Source organism: Stenotrophomonas sp. C9D9 (assembly GCF_056491205.1).
Map to the genome: position 1 here is coordinate 1,281,459 of NZ_JBSZIF010000004.1, position 17,418 is coordinate 1,298,876.

At 66.0% G+C, this 17,418-nt stretch carries 2 protein-coding genes and 1 pseudogene; all 3 read right to left on the reverse strand.

What is annotated here, in order from left to right; genetic code table 11:
* Window positions 1-6 precede the first annotated feature (6 nt).
* Window positions 7-3,264, reverse strand: coding sequence for a hemagglutinin repeat-containing protein (locus tag ACXI0D_RS11410; protein WP_479642586.1), 3,258 nt, complete (start codon window positions 3,262-3,264; stop codon window positions 7-9).
* Between the two features lie 448 nt (window positions 3,265-3,712).
* A pseudogene (locus ACXI0D_RS11415) lies at window positions 3,713-15,541 on the reverse strand (two-partner secretion domain-containing protein); the annotation flags it as partial.
* A 46-nt stretch (window positions 15,542-15,587) separates the two neighbouring features.
* Entirely contained in the window at window positions 15,588-17,312 is a 1,725-nt protein-coding gene (locus tag ACXI0D_RS11420; RefSeq protein WP_479642587.1) for a ShlB/FhaC/HecB family hemolysin secretion/activation protein, read from the reverse strand.
* Window positions 17,313-17,418: the final 106 nt, after the last annotated feature.

Sequence of the window (17,418 nt, forward strand, 5' to 3'; positions counted from 1 at the left end):
TATCACCTATTTACTAGTAATAATTGCTTCACCAGAGAATTTTCTTTTAAACTCATCAATGGGCGTGAAATACTGCCTGCCCATTGCAGGGTCACGTATGGCAACTACATATTGCCCGTTCCTCATCGTAACACCGTCCACGACAACAGCATGACCTCCTCGATCCAAGCTCATTCTAACGATTGCAGGATCACCCTTCGCTGTTGCTTCCGCGAGCTCTTCAATAGTGACCGACGCCCTTCTGGTTGAAGAAAGTCCGTTGTTTCTTAGAACTTGGGCCAAGGCAGGCATAGTGGTCCCTTCAGCTCTTACATTGGACTGTATGATAATGGCGCCCAGGTCCACCTTTTTACCGGCGGTATCCAGCACCATTGCACAAGAAGTCGGCCCACAGGTGGGAAGCTGTCCCTGATCAATTAGCAGCCTATCCCCGAAACGCGGGAGACTTGAACTACTTGGGTTGCCCGGCTCAAGTTTGCCGATGACATCGCCTGATGGTGCATCTGAATGAGGCGTTCCATCTTTGACGCCGACTGCTGGCTTCGCACCTTCCACGCCATTCGTTGCGACCTCCCTCTCCAACGCCGCCAGCTTCCTGGCCTTCGCGGCCGCCCGCATCGCGGTGACATCACCCAGGCTGACCACGGCCAATGCGACGTCCAGTCCCATGTCGCCCTTGATGAAGCCGTTTGCTGCCACATCTGCCAGGTTCCACTTCTGGTTCAGGCCCAGCTCGTAGGTCGCCGCATCCCAGCCGTTCCCGAAGTAGCCTGAAATGGACGACCAGGCGCCGGCACCCTTTTCCTTCACGACACCCCAGCCGCCAATTTCGCCGATGCGCTGGAAGTCGTTCAAGGCCTGCTTGGTGCTCTCAATGGACATGTAGATGGCATTCATCTTCGCCATGTCCATGACCATTCCACCCGCGTTGGTCACCACGCCTGCTCCCGAGCCCACCTTGTCGAACAGCAGATTCAGTGCCGCGTTGGCTGCCGCCTCCTGTGTCTTCCCATTCAACGCGAGCACGCCGGCGGTGAATGGATCGCAGCGCCCTGCCGCTGCACAGGTGATCTTGTAACGGGCATCCAGCGAGGACGTATGCGTCAGCAGATCGGAGGCGACCTGGCCACCATTGCCCTTCGTCAGTGCCGCCTGGGCCAGATCAAGGCCATTGTCCTTGATCCATCGCAGATAGGTGGAATCATTCTGGGTAAGTGACCAATAGGCGTCACCCAGCTTCGTCTGCTCTGCGCGGCAGGCAGGCGAATCGGCAGCCGCGGTACATGCAGCAATCAGTGCCGCATTGCGCGCGTCCGACAGTGCTGCCAGCTCCTTCTGTTCGCCGCAACGCTTCCCGCTCTTCATGCAGCTCAGCATGGCGTCGAGGAACTGCATGCGCTCGGCATGATTCAGATAGTTGTTCTCGACGGAGTTCCTGGCGATGGTGGCTCCCAACGCCGCACCCATGGCTCCGTCTCCACCAATCCCACCTGCCATCGCGCCGACCGCCTGGCCCAATGCCTTGATCTGCTGTTCCTGCTCCGGAGTCAGCTGCCCGCCATTCTGCCGCGCGTAGTAGTCACCCAGGAATTTGGCTGCCAGTTCACCCCCTCCGGCAGCAGCGGCTCCGGTACCCGCCGAACCCCCATTCGCCTCCGCAAGCAGCGCGCCCAGAAGCGCATGCGAGAGCATCTGCATCGCCTCACTGGGGACGGCGCTCTGCTTGTTGGGATCGAATGTCTTTCCAATCAGCTCAGCGGCGTAGGGCGCGAGTGTGTTCGAGATGACCTGACCACCCGCCTGCCCTGCCACGCCGCCGACCAGCGCGGTGGAGACCGCGTTGAGCGCACGGCCATAGGTACCGTCGGGTGCCCACTTCTGCTGCGTGACCAGCGCATCAGGGTAAGAGCTGTCAAAGCCGGCAAGGGCGGTGTACTGGTCCTTGGGACTGAGGTTGGCAAAGGCCTCCTTCTCTGCGGCGCTCTTACCCTCCAGGTAGGCATCGGTGATCTTGTTGATCCCGTAGCTGCCAATGTCCGATGCGATCTGCTTGCTGGTGGCCAGTACTGTGCCGGCTGCGTTCGCCAGTGCCTGCTGGTCGGCCAGCATCTTGTTGGCATCAGGCATCGCCTCCAGCACACGGTGTGCCGCAGCCGCATCGGTATTGACACCCAGTTCGGCCGCCGTGGTCTTCCTGCCGCCGATGGTGATATTGCCCTCGGTCAGTGTTGCACGCGTGCTTGAGCTGTCGCTGCCACTTTCATTCATCGGCAGTCCACCGCCGAACGCGACACCATCCACGCCGCCGAACGTTCCGGATTTGATGTTGCTGCCGATGCCTTGCAGCTGCTCAACCGCTCCCACACCCTTGTCCGTCGGGCCCTTGCCACTGCTGCCGAAGCCACCACTGATGCTGCCCGACGTGGCCTTGTAGTCCATGTGGTTCTGCAGGTCGGTGAACGTCAGCGAATCCGCAGTCAGTTCACTGTTGCCCGCATTGGTGCTGGCAATCGTGCCCCCCACCAGGTTCACGTGACCTGCATCGACGTGGTACCCGCCATTGCCGGCAAACAGGCCGCTCTGCTGGCCAACACCCTGATAGCTGCCGTTGGCCTTGCCCGCACTGGCATACCCGTCAGCATTCCATGCGGTACCGAACGACACCTGCACGCGACCGCCCACCTGGCTGTTCTTCGACATGCTCTCGGCGATGTCCTGCAGCGATTCGATGGTCAGCGTCCCGCCGGTCTTGACGTCGATGCGATCAGCGGTCGCCGTGGCGCCACGCAGCGTGGTATCGCCCTCGGCCTTCATCGAAATGTTCTTGCCTGTCAGGGTGGTGTTCTGCCAGGTGCTGCTCTCGGCATTGGACTTGCTGCTGCCGACGCTCGCTTCGGCGTACACATACACACCGGTCTGCGCGCCCACCGCAACGCCCACGCCGACTTCGGCGCCGGCATTGCTGCTCTTGCTGCGGTCGGCCACATGCGCCTTGCCCGCTTCCAGCAGGATGTCGCCGGCCGAATCCAGACTGAGCGTGTTGCCCGCGCTCAGATTGCCCTGCACCACGTGGATGTCGCCCTGGGTACTGGTCAGGTTGACGTTGCCGCCACCTTGGATGGTAGAGCCGCGCAGAGACCTGGCTGCTGCCATCGGCACTGCTGCTGGAGGTCTTGAAGCCGACGCCGGCCTCGGCACTGAGCAGTGCCCCGCCTCCGCCCTTGCCGGCCATGCTGGAAATCGCACTGGCCGCTTGATAGGCATTGGCACCAGCAGCAAGTCCCTGCATCTTCTGCAGGCGATCGTCGGACTTGCGCGCGGCGTCGACGTTGTTCAACAGATCGATCAGCGGCGACTTCACCCGCGCGAAGGCACCGATCTTCAGGTCCTTGTCGCTCTGCGAGTAATGACCACTTTCATCGGCGGTCAGCAGCTCGATCTCGGCAGCGGTGATGTTCACGTCCTTGGCGGCCACTACATTGCTGGCGCTCTGCGTGTACTTGCCACCTGCGGTGAGGTTGACGTTGCCGCCAAGGCTGCCGACAGTGCTGGCCACCTGTGAGACCTGCGCGCTGTCATCGCGATGCTGTTCGCGATGCCAGCCGGAGAACTTCTCGGTGTCGGAGATCTGCACAGTGCCGATCGCCTTGCTGTCGGAGCGGTTGGCATTGCTGACCGTATCCTGCCCGCTACGGATCGTCAGGTCGCCCGCAGCGCGGATGTTGACATCCTTCTCGGCCGCGATGTTGGCGGCGGTCAGGCTGATATCACCCTCGGTGGTGGCCATGCGCACGCCACCACCGACCGACAGCTGGGTGCCGGTGATGGTGTCGCTCTGTCCGGCGCCATCGCTGCGTGAGTTGTTGGTGCCGAACGGCAGCCCAGCGGAGTTGGTGGCGATACCCCAACCCTTGCCACGGCTGTCGCTGCCACTACGCTCGGTGTTGTGCGCGACGTCGAAGACGATGTCCTTGGTGGCCAGCAGGACAGCATCGCCCTCGGCCGACATCTGCGCGCCCTGGCTGGTGATCGAGCCGCCATTGGCGATCAGCGAGAGATTGCCCCCTGCATTGAGGTTGCTGACCCGGGCATCACTGCTGGAGTGGCTCTGGTTGCTGTTCGAGCGCTGGCTGCCGGCCGTGATCGCCGGCAGCACGGCGGCCACACCGGCCGCCACGCCTTCGGCGGTGCGCGTGATCCGGCCCATCATCGTGCCGCTGTCGGCCATGCCTTCGGTGGCCTTGTCGCGTGCGGTGCGGTAGGCCTTGGCGGGATCGTAGGTGACGCCCACCGAGAACCCGCTGGACTTGCTCGACTGGCTGGACTGGGTGTCCTCGGTGTCCTGGCGGGCAATCAGATTGATGTCCTTGCCAACCAGGGTCAGGTCCTTGCCGGCCGCCACGTCCGAGGCAGCGATGGTCAGCTGGTTGCCCGCGTTGATCAGCACGCTGCCCTCGCGCGAGGCAATGGCCGAGCCGACCTGGGTGGTCGACTGCTCGGCAGTGCTGCTGCTGTTCTTCGAGCTGCCGTAACCGATCGAGGCGGTGCCATTGGAGAAGCCACCGGTGAAGCCGGACTTCTTCCTGCTCTCACTGGACTCGCTGCTGTGATGGTCTTCAGCGGAGGTGATCAGCACATTGTTGCCGGCGCCGAGAACGACCGTACCGGTGGCATCGACTACCGCACCCACCGCGGTCAGGTCACGGCCGGCGGTGACGCTCACGCTCTCGCCCATCAGACCGGTGCCGATCGCGTAGCTGTCGCTGCTCTCGGCATGGCGGGTGGTGGTGGTGCTCGAAAGTGTCTTCTTTTTCTTATCGTAACTGTCCAGGCTGAAGTCATGCGTCTCGCTGGCCGAGAGCAGGTTGAGGTCGCGACCGGCGGTGACACTCAACGTGCCATCCGAGCTGGTGGCCTGGGTAGCGGTCAGATTGATATCGCGGTTTGCCCTCAGCACCATGTTGTCGCCAGCCAGCAACTGGCTGCCGCGCACGGTCTCATCACTCTGGCTGATCTGCAGCGAACTGCGCTTGCCGCCTGCATTGAAGTCGCTGCTGCGGCTGTCCACCAGCACCTGGCTGTTGATATCGCCGCCGGCCTGCAGGGCCATGCCGCCATCGGCCTTGATGCGGGTCGCAGCCAGGTTGATGTCCTTGCCCGCTGCCAGCACCACATCGCCGGCGCCCTCAATCGAAGTCACCGCGTGCGTGGTCTGGCTGTTGCTGGTGTGGTTGCGGCTGTCGTGGTTCAGCGCGCTGCTCTGGCCCAGCGTCTGTGCGCCGAGGTCCAGGTTGCCGCCGGCAACCAGCTGGGTGATGCCATCCTTGCCGGCATTGCGGATCTCCGCCGCCTTGAGGCCGATGTCACCGCCAGCCACCACCGACAGCACACCGTCGCCGCTGGGATTGGTGACATACAGGCCTGCCACGCGGTCGAGCGTGGTCTTCTGCTGCGACAGGCGATCGCCCTGGTCCTTCCATTCCGTGGTGGTCGAGGCCACGGTGATGTTGCCGCCGGCCTTCAACGCCAGCGCGTCGGTAGCCTTGACGGTGCTGCCGATGATGTCGATGTCCTGCCGTGCCGACAGGCCCACCTGGGCACCGCTGATCTGGCCGCCGGACAGGTTGCGGATGTTGCCGGCATCGATGCTGACCAGCTGGCGGCCGGCAATCGTGCCGCTGTTGACCAGGTCACCGCGCAGCTTGACGTCCACCTCCGCGCCGGCCAGCAATGCGCCATCGTTGCCAAGGTCGCCCGGCAGCACCCGCAGGTAGACCTGCGGCACCAGCGCGCGAACCACCGAGCCATCGGCCAGGGTGACGTCCTTTTCCACCAGCCAGACGATGTCGCTGGTCAGGCGCGCCATCTGCTCGGCCGTGAGCGCTACGCCGGGGCGCAGGCCCCATTCGCTCGCCACTGTGGCACCGGCCTCCAGCAGCGCGCGGTACTGCTCCTCGTCGCTGGCGTGGCCGGTAAGGAAGCGACGGCCGGTGAGTTCGCCGATCTGTTCGCGCACCAGCTTCTGCTCGTAGAAGCCATCACCCAGGCGCTTCTGCGTCTGCGCGGGATCAAAGCCTGCGCGCTGCAGAAGGTAATCCGAGCTGAGCCAGTCACGGTAGCTGGTAAAGCGCGGATCGGTTTCCACGATGTGGCTGCCACGGTTGGCGTCCACGTTGAACAGGCTGGCCGTGGGCGCACTGGCATTCGGGCGGGTGGTCACCACCACGCGCGGGTCAGAACCGGTCGTCGTGGTGGCCTGCTTGCCCTCCACGGCGGTGTTGCCACCACTTCCAGTGTGCTCCCCAGCGCGGACCGTGCCCGGGCCATTGGCATTGGCCTGCCCGGCCTGTGCCGCACTGATGTCCTGCGCCGTGCCGGCACCGGTGCCTGCATTACCGGCCTGGCCCGGTCCTTGTGCACCGGCTGCATCCGCGCGCACACCGTCGGCCTGGGCTACCGCCTGCTGGTGGCCGCCATTGGCGCCCTGCGCCGCGCCGGCCGAGCCCGGCCCCTGCGCATCCACGCTGCCCGCACCCTGGCCGGTGCTATGGCCAGGCCCCTGCACGCTGCCCGCGCCCGGACCGACCGCGCCTGTGCCGCGGCCACCGGTATCCAGCTGCGCCGTGCCCTTGCCGCCACCGGCATTGGGGTTGCTGCCACCGCTGTTGTCGTTGCGCAGGTTGCCGACATCGATGGTGAGCTTGCCGCCCGCCGTTATCGACGAGCCCAGCGCACCGGTCTTCTCGGTGATGGGGGCCGCCTTCCAGCGGCTGGAGGAGCCACCGTACGTGATGGACACATTGTCGAAGGTGCTGGTGCGGGTCAGCTGCTCGGCGGCATTGATCACCTCGGACTGGTCACGGTTCAGGCCGACGATGGCCAGGTCGCGACCCGCGGCGATGTTGGCGAAACGGTTCTCCAGCCGATCAGTGTTGATCCGCATGTTGCCACCCGCATTGATCACGGCATTGTTGCCTGCCGAAACCACCACATCCTCCACGGTAGTGCGGGTGGCAATGCGGGTCTTCTCGTTGCCGCTGGTCTCCTGCGGGTGACGCTGCATGTTGATCAGCGTCGCGTCCGGATTGTCATAGTCCGGATAGGTGATGATCTGCACGCAGGTGGTGGTGCAGGTGCCGTAGGCGTTGTTGTACCTGAGGGTGTCGGTCACGTACTCGACGGGCGGCGAACCGGGCCCCCGGGTGGACAGGTCGCGGAACGGATCCTCCGCCCCCGCACCGAGCTGATCGGGGTTGTTGCGGTTGTCGGCACGGCCGATGTAGTAGACCGTAACGGTGCCGTCCTGCACGTTCAGGCGTTCGCGCGAAGCGCGCGCACCATATGCGCCACCGCGGGCGAAGGCATAGGCACTGGTGTTGCTGGTCAGCCGGATGACCGCCTTGCGGATCTGTTGGCCATCCGGGGTGACATAGGGGGTGTCTTCGAGGATGTCCGACGGATCAAGGTAGTAGATCTCGTACGGCTGGTAGTTCGAAGTCGCCCTGAAATCGCGGTTGTTGTTGGTGGCGTTCTTGAACCAGCCAGGCTGCTCCAGCCGGACCGGCGCGTGCACGGTGGTGACCTTCTCCACGACTACGTTCTCGCGGATGTTGTTCACTGCCAGTGCGGACAGGTCCAGATTGCCGCTGACCTCGATGGTGGAACCGATGTTGTCCACCTTCTGGGCACTGCCTACCGCGCCCAGGCCGTTCAGGGCGCCGCCGATCGCGGCGTCACCATCACTGAAGATCAGGCTCTTGCCGCTGTTGGTCAGCGTGCCGACGCCGAGGTCCAGGCGCTGGCGCGCGGCGATGGTGCCCGCACGGTCCGCGCCACCGATGTTGGCGGCGAGGTTGTTGAGCGATCCTGCCTGGATGGCGACGTGGTCACCGTAGATGCGGCCGCTGCCGATGTTGTCGACGGTCGCGGCGGTGATATGGGTGACATTGCCGTCCAGCAGGCCGTAGTTGACCAGTGCGCCACCCGCTGCAAGGCGGGTCAGGCCGATGCTGCTGATCTCGCCGGTGGAGGCGTTGGTGATGTTGCCGGCGTTGATGTTGACGTTGGCGCCGGCCAGCTTGCCGCTGTTGTCCAGGTTGCCCTGGATGGACAGGCTCAGCGTGCCGTTGGCCACCATCTCGCCACGGTTGGTGTGGCTCTGGCCCAGCTCCAGGGTCATGTCACCCTGCGACATCAGCCGGCCGTCGCCGATGATCTCGCGGGTGCGGAGCGTCTGCTGCCGGCCGGCCACCAGGGTGCCTCCGCTGTTGACCAGGGTATCGGCGCGGACATCGGAGGTCAGTGCCGCCGACACCTGGCCACCGCTGTTGTCCAGGCGCTGGTTCACCTGCAGCAGCAGGTTGTCGGCAATCACCTGGCCGTTCTGGTTGTCCAGGTTGCCGGTGGTCACCTGCAGGGTCTTGCCCTGCAAGCCCAGCGCAGGGCCATTGGCCTGGCTGAGCGTATTGCGGTTGTCGATGTAACCGGCCTGCAGGTCGAGGCGGCCGGTCGCCGCCACCAGGCCACCGCTGTTGAGCAGGGCGCCCTGCAAGCCGATGTCGGCATTGCCACCGGCGGTCACGCTGCCACCGCTGTTGGCCAGCTGCTGCGCGCGCAGCAGTAGATCGGCAGCACTCACCAGCGAGCCGCCACCACCGTTGTCGATGTTGATGGCCTGCACGTCGGCACCGGCCTTGGCGAACACGGCGCCACCACGATTGTCGAGATCGCCGCTGCGGATCTGCAGCGTGCCGCTGCTGACGATGCCATTGCCATTGGAACCGGCATTGGTCAGCCGCTGTCCCGCGGTGTTGATGCTGAGTGCCGCCGCCGACTGCAACAGCCCACCGGTGTTGTCCAGCGCACCACTGTTCAGCTCCGCATTTCCGGAAAGACTGGCAATGATCCCGCTGCGGTTGTCCAGCGCCTGGCCGCGACTATCCAGCTGCAGGTCGTTGGCAATGATCCGGCCACTGTTGTTGTTCAGGCCACCGGCCGAGACCTGCAGGTGCTTGCCTGCCTGGACCAGGCCGCCGCCGTTGCGCAGCAGATCGGCACTGGTCAGTTGCAGATCCTGCCCCGCGGCCACAGTACCGCCGCTATTGTTGATGGCCTGTGCCTCGGCCAGCAGCGTGCCTCCCGCGGACAGGGTGCCCTTGTCACTGTTGTCGAGCAGTCCGTCCACGCGCACGGTCAATGCGCTGTTGCCATCGCTGTGCACGGTGCCGCCACGATTGTCGAGCGTGCCCGCGCTGATGCCTGCGTTGCCTGTGGTCAGGATGCGGCCGCCGCGATTGTCCAGCGCGTGGGTGATCGCCAAGGTGCTGCTGCCGCTGCCGGCGGCCTGGATCGTGCCCCGATTGTTGAGCAGTTGCGCGCTGCGCAGATCCAGCGCGCCATTGCCGGCAAGAGTGCCTCCGCTGTTGTCCAGCCGATCGCGGGCGGACACCTTCAACGCATCGGCGCCGGAGGCGATGATCGAACCGCCCGCGTTGAGCAGCGTGCCCGTATCCACGGCGATGCGGACCGCGGACAGCGTGCCATCACGCAGGTCGGTGGTCTCGCCGGTCAACTGCAGGGCGCCATTGCTGAGCAGCTTGCCGCCCTGGCCATTCAAGGTGTGCGCGTTGATGGCCAGCGTGCCGGTACCGGCCTGCTGCACGGTGCCGCCGGCATTGCCGAACCGTGCGCTGGTCAGGGTCAGGTCGCCATTGCTGGCGATCAGACCGTTGCCACCATTGTCCAGTGAGGTGGTGGCCTGCACGCCGCTGGCCTGCGTGCCCGTCGCCAGCAGCTTGCCATTCTGGTTGTCGAAGCGGTCGGTATTGATGTTGAAGTGATCGGCACTGAGCGTGGCGTCGCGATGGTCCACAGTCATCGCATCCAGCTGCAATGCGCCTGCCGTGGCGATGCTTCCGGCGGCTCCATCCAGCTGGTCGGCATGCACGTTCAACACGCCCTTGCCTGCATGGACGATGCTGCCCGCGGCGTTGACCAACTGCCCGGCATCGATACGCAGGTTGGCGGCATTGCTGGCGATGGTGCCGCCACCATTGTTGAATCGGCCGGTGACGGAGATCCGGCTGTCGGACGTACCTGCCGAGCTCAACGTGCCGCCTGCATTCGACAGCGAATCGGCACTGATCTGCTGCGCGCCGTTGGCGGCAATGGTGCCGCCGTCATTGCCCAGCGCGCCGAGCACCTGCAGCGCCATCGCCTGGTTGCCGGTGGCGTTCAGCGTACCGCCCGTGTTGTCCAGCTGCCCGGCCTCGATGCTGACCTGCTGCGCGGAAGTGGTGCCTGCGCTGAGATCCAGTGTCTCACCCTTCAGCTGCAGCTCGCCGTTGCTGACGATGCGGCCGGCGTGGCCCTGCAGTGTGGTGGCATCGATCTGCAGCAGGCCGTTGCCCGCCTGCTCGATGCTGCCGCTGCGGTTGTCCAGCGAAGCCGCCGCCACCTGCATGCCCGCGCCGCTGGCGATGGTGCCCTTGTTGCTGTTGTCGAGCAGGCCATCGGCCTTGACCACCAGCCGTGCTGCGCTGTGCAGCGTGCCGCCCTGGTTGTCGATGCTGCCGGAGGTGATGCCGAGCCCGCCGTTGGCCAGGATGCGGCCGCCGCGGTTGTTGAGGTCCTGGCCGATGATCAGCTGGCTGGCCGCCGTGCCAGCGGACTGCAGCGTACCGCCAGCGTTGACCAGCACGGCGCTACGCAGATCCAGCCCACCGTTGCTGGACATGGTGCCGCCGCTGTTGTCGATGCGCTCGCGCGCGTTCAGCCTCAGCATGTCGCTGCCGGTCGCAGTGAGCGTGCCGCCGGCGGTGATCAGGGTGCCGGTATCCACCTCGATCCGCTTGGCCGAGGTGACACCCGCCCGCAGGTTGGTGGTGGTGCCCTTGAGCAGCAGGCTGCCATTGCTGACCAGCGTGCCGCCAGTACCGTCGAGCGTTCCGGCGTTGATCGACAGCACCCCTTCGCCGGCGTGCTGCACAGTACCGCCGGCATTGCCGAACACCGCCGCCTGGACATCCAGGTCGCCGTTGCTGGCCAGCAGACCGCCCTCACCGTTGTCCAGGTTGCCGACCACGTCGATACGGCTACCCTCTGCACCGGTCGCGATGACCTTGCCGGCCCGGTTGTCGAACGACTGTGCATCCAGTTCGATGCGCTCGGCCTGCAGGGTGGCGCCGCGATGGTCCACGCTGCCCGCCTGCAGGGTGATGCCGCCTGCGGTGGCGATGGTGCCGCCCTGGCCATCCAGTTGCCCGGTGCGCAGCAGCAGGCCCTGGGTGCCGGCATGGCTGAGCGTTCCCTTGACGTTGGTCATGTGGCCGGCATCGATCTTCAGCGCGGCGCCGTTGCTGGCGAGCACGCCGTTGCTGTTGTCGAACAGGCCCGCTACGTGCAGCTCGGTCGTGGCGCTGCCTGCCGAACTGAGCGTGCCACCGCGGTTGGAGAGTTCGCCGGCTTCGATGCGCTGCGCACCGTTGCTGGCGATGGTGCCCGCGTCGTTGGCCAAGCGGCCGCTTACCTGCAGTGCCATTGTCCCGCTGCCGGTTGCGCGCAGCGCGCCTGCGCTGTTGTCCAGGCTGTCGGCCACGATATCGAGCTGCTCGGCCGCCACGCTGCCGCCGCGGAGATCCAATGACCCGCCCTGCAGTGACAGCGCGCTTGCGGCACCGATGCTGCCGCCCTGGCCCGACAGCGTATCCGCCTCGATGTGCAGCTTGCCGTTGGCGGAGATCGAGCCGCTGCGGTTCTCCAGCTGCGCGGCGCGGATCACGGATGCAGCATCACCGGCAGCAATCAGCGTGCCATGGTCGTTGGCGAAGCGGCCTGCGCGCACATCGACGGTGCCATTGCTGCCCAGCGTTCCGCCGGCATTGTCGAGCAGGCTGCGGGCCTGCAGCTGCAGCGCCCCGGTGCCCAGCGCACTCAGTTTGCCGCCCGCGGTGATCACGCTGTCACCGTCGATGCTGATGCGCTGCGCGGTCGTGGTGCCGTTGCGCAGATCGAGGGTGTCGCCCTGCAGCTCCAGCGAACCGTTGCTGAGCAGGGTGCCACCGGCGCCGGTCAGGTCCTGCGTGGTGATGACCAGGCTGCCGGACCCGGCCTGCTGCACGGTTCCACCGGCATTGCCGAAGGTACGCGCGTGGATATCCAGGTTGCCATTGCTGGCCAGGGTGCCGCCATTGCCGTTGTCCAGCGTGCCCTGCACGCGCAGCGTATTGCCGCCGGTGCCGGTGGCGATGATGCGCCCGCCGCGGTTGTCGAACCCGGTCGCCGTGATGTCCAGTTGCGCGGCAGCCAGCGATGCGTCCTGGTGGTCGACCTCGCCCGCAGTGAGCTGCAGAGCGCCAGCAGTGGCGATCTGTCCCTTCGCCCCGTCCAGGCGCCCGGTGTCGATGGCCAGGCCGGCGCTGCCCGCATGGCTGAGGGTACCGTTGGCATTGACCAGTGCGCCGCTCTTCAGCTGCAGATTGGCCGCATTGCTGGCGATGCTGCCGCCGCTGTTGTCGAGCGTGCCGTCGACCCGGATCTCCGAAGCCGCCGTGCCCGCCGAGTTGAGCGCGCCGCCGCGGTTGGACAGCGCGCCCGCCTGGACCTGCTGCGCACCATTGGCGCTGATGCTGCCGCCGTCGTTACGCAGCAGGCCCTGCACCTGCAGCTGCATCACGTTGTTGCCCAGTGACAACAGGCTGCCACCGCTGGTGTCCAGGCCCGTGGCCGTGATCTTCACGTCACGGGCGCGGGTGTTGCCCTTCTGCAGGTCCAGCTGCTGCCCGCTCAACTGCAGCTGGCCGTTGCTGGCGATGCTGCCGCCAACCCCCTGCATGGTGGTCACTTCGATCTGCAGCGTGCCGGTGCCAGCATGGTCGATGCTGCCGCCCTCATTCAGCAGGCCATCGGCCTTGATGTCCAGATCGCCATTGCCGGACAGCAGGCCGCGCTGGTTCTGCAGCCGCTGGCTGGCATGGATGCGGCTGGTGCCGGTGCCTGCGGCGATCAGTTTGCCGCCATCGTTGATGAGGATGCCGCCGTTGATGTCCAGCGCACCATTGGCGCCAACGGTGCCGCCGCTGTTGTCCAGGGTGCGCGATACCTGCAGCTGCAGCGCGTCGCTGCCCGTGGAGGTCAGCATGCCACCGGCGGTGGTCAGGTCGCCGGCGCGCACATCGATGCGCTGCGCGGCGGTGGTGCCATTGCGCATGTTCAGGGTATCGCCGTGCAGCTGCAGGGTGCCATTGCTGAGAACGGTGCCGCCCTGGCCCTGCAGGCTGGCGGTGGTGATGCCCAGGTTGCCGGTGCCCGCCTGCTGCACGGTGCCGCCGGCATTGCCGAAGGACGCTGCATCGATCTGCAGGTCGGCATTGCTGGCCAGCAGGCCGCCGTCGCTGTTGTCCAGATGATTGCGGACGTTGAGCGTACTGGCCTGCTGCCCGGTGGACAGCACGCGCCCGCCACGGTTGTCGAAGTCCTGTGCGGTCAGCTCGAGCTGGCGGGCGACCAGCTGCGCACCGCGGTGGTCGGCACGGCCCAGCAGCAGGTCTGCCGCGCCTGCGGTGGCGATGCTGCCCTGCACACCGTCCAGTACCTCCGCACGCAGCAACAGCCCCTCACTGCCAGCGTGGCTGATGCCACCCCGCGTGTTGACCAGGGTGCCGATGTCCAGGCCCAGGCGCGTGGCATTGCTGGAGATGTTGCCCTCGCTGTTGTCGAGCTGGCCAATCGTCCAGGTCGTTTCGGCGCTGCCACCGTGGGCAAGGCTGCCGCCGCGATTGATCGCCGACTGCGCCTTCAACTCGAAGCCACGGGCGAAGGTCATGCGGCCGCCGCTGTTGTCCAGCTGCTGCACCTGCGCGCTGGCCGCGCCCTGGACCTGCAGGGTGCCACGCATGTTGCGCAGCGCTTCTCCCTGCACCTGCAGGGTGCTTGCACCCAGCATGCCGTCGCTGTTGTCCAGGCTGTTGCGGGCGCTGAGCTGCAGGTCACCGCTGGCTTCAATGCGGCCGCCATCGTTGCTCAGGGTTCCGGCGATGTTGAGCAGGCCGGTTGCCAGAGATGGGAGCTGCGTGACCGGCGGGGTGCCGGTGCCAGGAGAACCGGTGCCCGGAGTACCCGTGCCTGGCGTGCCGGTGCCCGGGTTGCCAGTACCCGGTGTCCCGGTTCCCGGCGTACCCGTGCCAGGTGAAGTGCCGGTACCCGGCGACGCACTGGCCACGTTGCCGATACGGCCCTGCAGGTTGCTGACGTCGGCCGCCTGCAGCTGCAGCGCCTGCGCTCCCAGCTGTTCGATGCTGCCGCCACGATTGCGCAGCGCGTCGGCAGTCACGTCGATGCGCCGCGCGTTGAGCGTGCCGCCGCTGTTATCGACATCTGCCGGGGTCTGCAGGCGCAGCTCGCGCTCGGCACTGAGCGTGCCGGCATTGGCGATGCCCGCGCTGGCATCGATGCGCAGGTCCTGTTGCGCATGCATCGCGCCGGTGTTCTGCAGCCGGCCGTCGGCAGTGACCACCAGCTCGCCGGCCTGTGCGCCGATCTTGCCGGCGTTGCTCACGCCCACGCCGTGTTCGTTGCCGACCAGCCAGATGCGGTTGGCGTACATGCCGCCGAGCGCGCCAACATCCAGCGCAAAGGTGGGCGCTGCGGATACAGGCTTCTGCAGCTGCACGCTGCTGTGGTCAGCGCTGACCACGTTGCTGCCCAGGCTGGCCTGCAGCTGGTTGGCCCAGATGCCGGCGTTGACCTGCAGCGAACGGGTGATGATGTCGGTGTAGTCGGCGCGACTGGTATCCAGGCCTGCGCCACCGACACCGATGCTGCCGCCCTGCACGCGATAGCCCTCCAGCACGCCATTGTTCACGATCGGCGTACCGGTGGTGAGGGTCACCCGGCTGGCATTGAGGAAGCCCGCGCCATTGACCTGGATTCCAGCCGGGTTGGCGATGACCACCTGCGCCCGCGCACCCGCCACCTCGACATAGCCATTGAGGTGGCTCGGATTGCTGCTGTTGACCTCGTTGAGGATGACGCGCGCGGTACCTGTGGCCAGCCACGGATTGCCCTGCACCCAGCCGCCCAGCTGGGTCTGCACCTCACCGCGCGAGTTGTTGAGGATGACGCCCTGCTGGCCGACGTCGAACTGCTGGTAGGTATTGCGCGACACTCCGCCAGCACTGGGCGTGGTGATGTTCACCTGGGGCGTGCCGTTGGCCGAGGTGATCACTGTCGGGCGCTGGTTCGCCGGCGCGCCGGGGTCTGCGGAAATCCGGCCCGGGTCGGCCGGCGCCTGCTGCGCGGACAACGGCTGCACCAGACCCACCCACCCCAGCATCAGCCACAGCGCGAAACTGATCGGACGCAGCGTGCCAACCGCACGGCCTTCCCGGTTGTCGGCGCCGCCATGCGCGGCGTTGACCAGCTCGGACACAACCTGCATGACCCCGAGCGTACGGTTGAAGACCAGACGGTAGATTCTGTTCACGCTGCTGATTCCTTTCGGTGCTGTTGGGTTGTATGCGCAGCAGGCTGCGCGGTACCGCATCGTGCTGGCCGCGCAGCAAGCAGCGCAGGCCGGCCATGTGCAGGCGTCAGAACGAGACGCCCATGTTCATTCCGAACGTGGTGTAGGCAGTCTGGAAGCCGCGTGGCTTGGACAGGGGGCTGCCGACGAACGCTTCCCAGTTGATGTGGCGGCTGCCGCCGCGAAGCCCGAGTGCGGTGCCGGTGAGCCGGTCGCCCGCCAATCGCGCCATGGAAGGTCCACCGACACGCCCGTGATCGACGACGACATAGGCCTCCACGCCACCGCCCAGGGGCACGCCGAGTTCATTGCGCAGCAACCAGCCGCGCTCGCCGGTCAGCGACATTTCGCCATCGAAGCCACGCACCGTGTAGCGGCCACCAATCGAGAATCGATCCTGCGGCACCAGCGGCGAGCGGTTCCATTGCGCTCGCCAGCTGCCGGTATAGCGCAGGCTCTGGCGGCCCCATTGCATCGGCAGCACCAGCTGCGCATCGGCGGTGTAGATGCGGCCATGCGCCGTACCTTCGCCAAACGCCTCTTCCGGCGCACGCAGCGCGTTGAAGGCGCCGGTGCCCTGGCGGTATGCCAGATTCACATCCAGCGTCGCCTTGCCGATGAAATGACGGTGGCCGAGGCCCAGTTCCCAGCCCGCCATGCGGCGGCGCTGCACTTCGATCTCGGTATCGTTGATGAAGTTGTCCGATTCGCGATACCAGCCGCGCGCATACATGCTGGTCTTGGCACGCGCGTTGCGGAACAGCATGCGTGTCAGGCGCAGCTCGGCGTTGCGGCTGGAGCCACTGTAGACGTAGTTCTCGAACGCGCCGGCAACGGTCTGCTCATAGTCGAAGTTGCTGGCGTTGGCGCCCAGCAGCCATCCGCCCAGCGGCACGCTGTAATGCACCGCCCAGCTGTCGGTGCCACGCTCGCTGCCGTTGAACACCGATTTGCCCACGTTGATGTAGAACAGATCGCTGAGACCGGCCGCGTTGTCCACCGACACCGTGGTACCGGCCTGCATCTTGCCCGTGGACTGGCTGCCGGCATCGTCCAGGGTCAGGTTGACCCGTACCAGATGCGCCTGCTGCCAGCTGATCACCAGGTCGCTCTCGCCCGGTTTGGCAGCCGCGCCCTCGGCCGGGGGGGCGATCTGGATGTCCACCGAAGCGGTCGGCACACGCTGCAGGTTTTCCAGCGCCTGCTCGATGTCACGCAGGTTCAGTACTTCGCCGCGCGCGACCCGCACCGCGTTCCAGAGCGCGGGCGTACGGCCTTCGCCATCGGCGAAGCGGATGGCATTGACGCGCCCTGGCACGACCGTGAGCGTCAGCACGCCGGACTTCAGGTCCTGCGGCGCAGCGAGAATGCGGGTGGTGACGTAGCCACGCTCGATGATTGCGTTCTGCACGCGCTTCATCACGATGTCCACGCCGGCGGTGCCCAGGCAGCGCCCGGTGGCGGGGTCGCTGCGCGGATCGGCCGCCGCCAGTGCCCAGCGGAAGCGTTCGGCCAGATCACCCTGCAGCGCGATGCGGTTGATGGTGAAGCAGGGCGACTCGTCCGCCGGCAGATGGCCGAGACCTTCGGTGGCCGGCTGCAGCCGGACATCCGGCGCGGATTCCTGTTGTTCCCGCAGCGCGCGCTCGCGCTCCTGCTGCCGGAGCAGCTCCTGCTCCGGTGACACTACCTGCGCCAGGACAGGTGCCGGGATGCCAACGATGGCCAGTGCCACGCCCACGGACAACCGCCACTGCAACGCGCGGCTGCGCACACTACGTCCCTGTTTCACGATGCTCTGTTCCCTGCGGATAGCTGCCAGTCCGACGAATAGTCGGCTGGAAGAGGCAGCACTTTAGGGGAATCGCATCGCAGGCAACAGGGCCGGCGAGCCAAGC

What these genes read in the sequence shown, in the direction of transcription:
- ACXI0D_RS11410 (WP_479642586.1), bottom strand. Translation starts at nt 3,264, where the DNA reads ATGCCTATCAAGCGGCCAGTGCGATTTCCAGCATGGCCGGCAAGGGCG.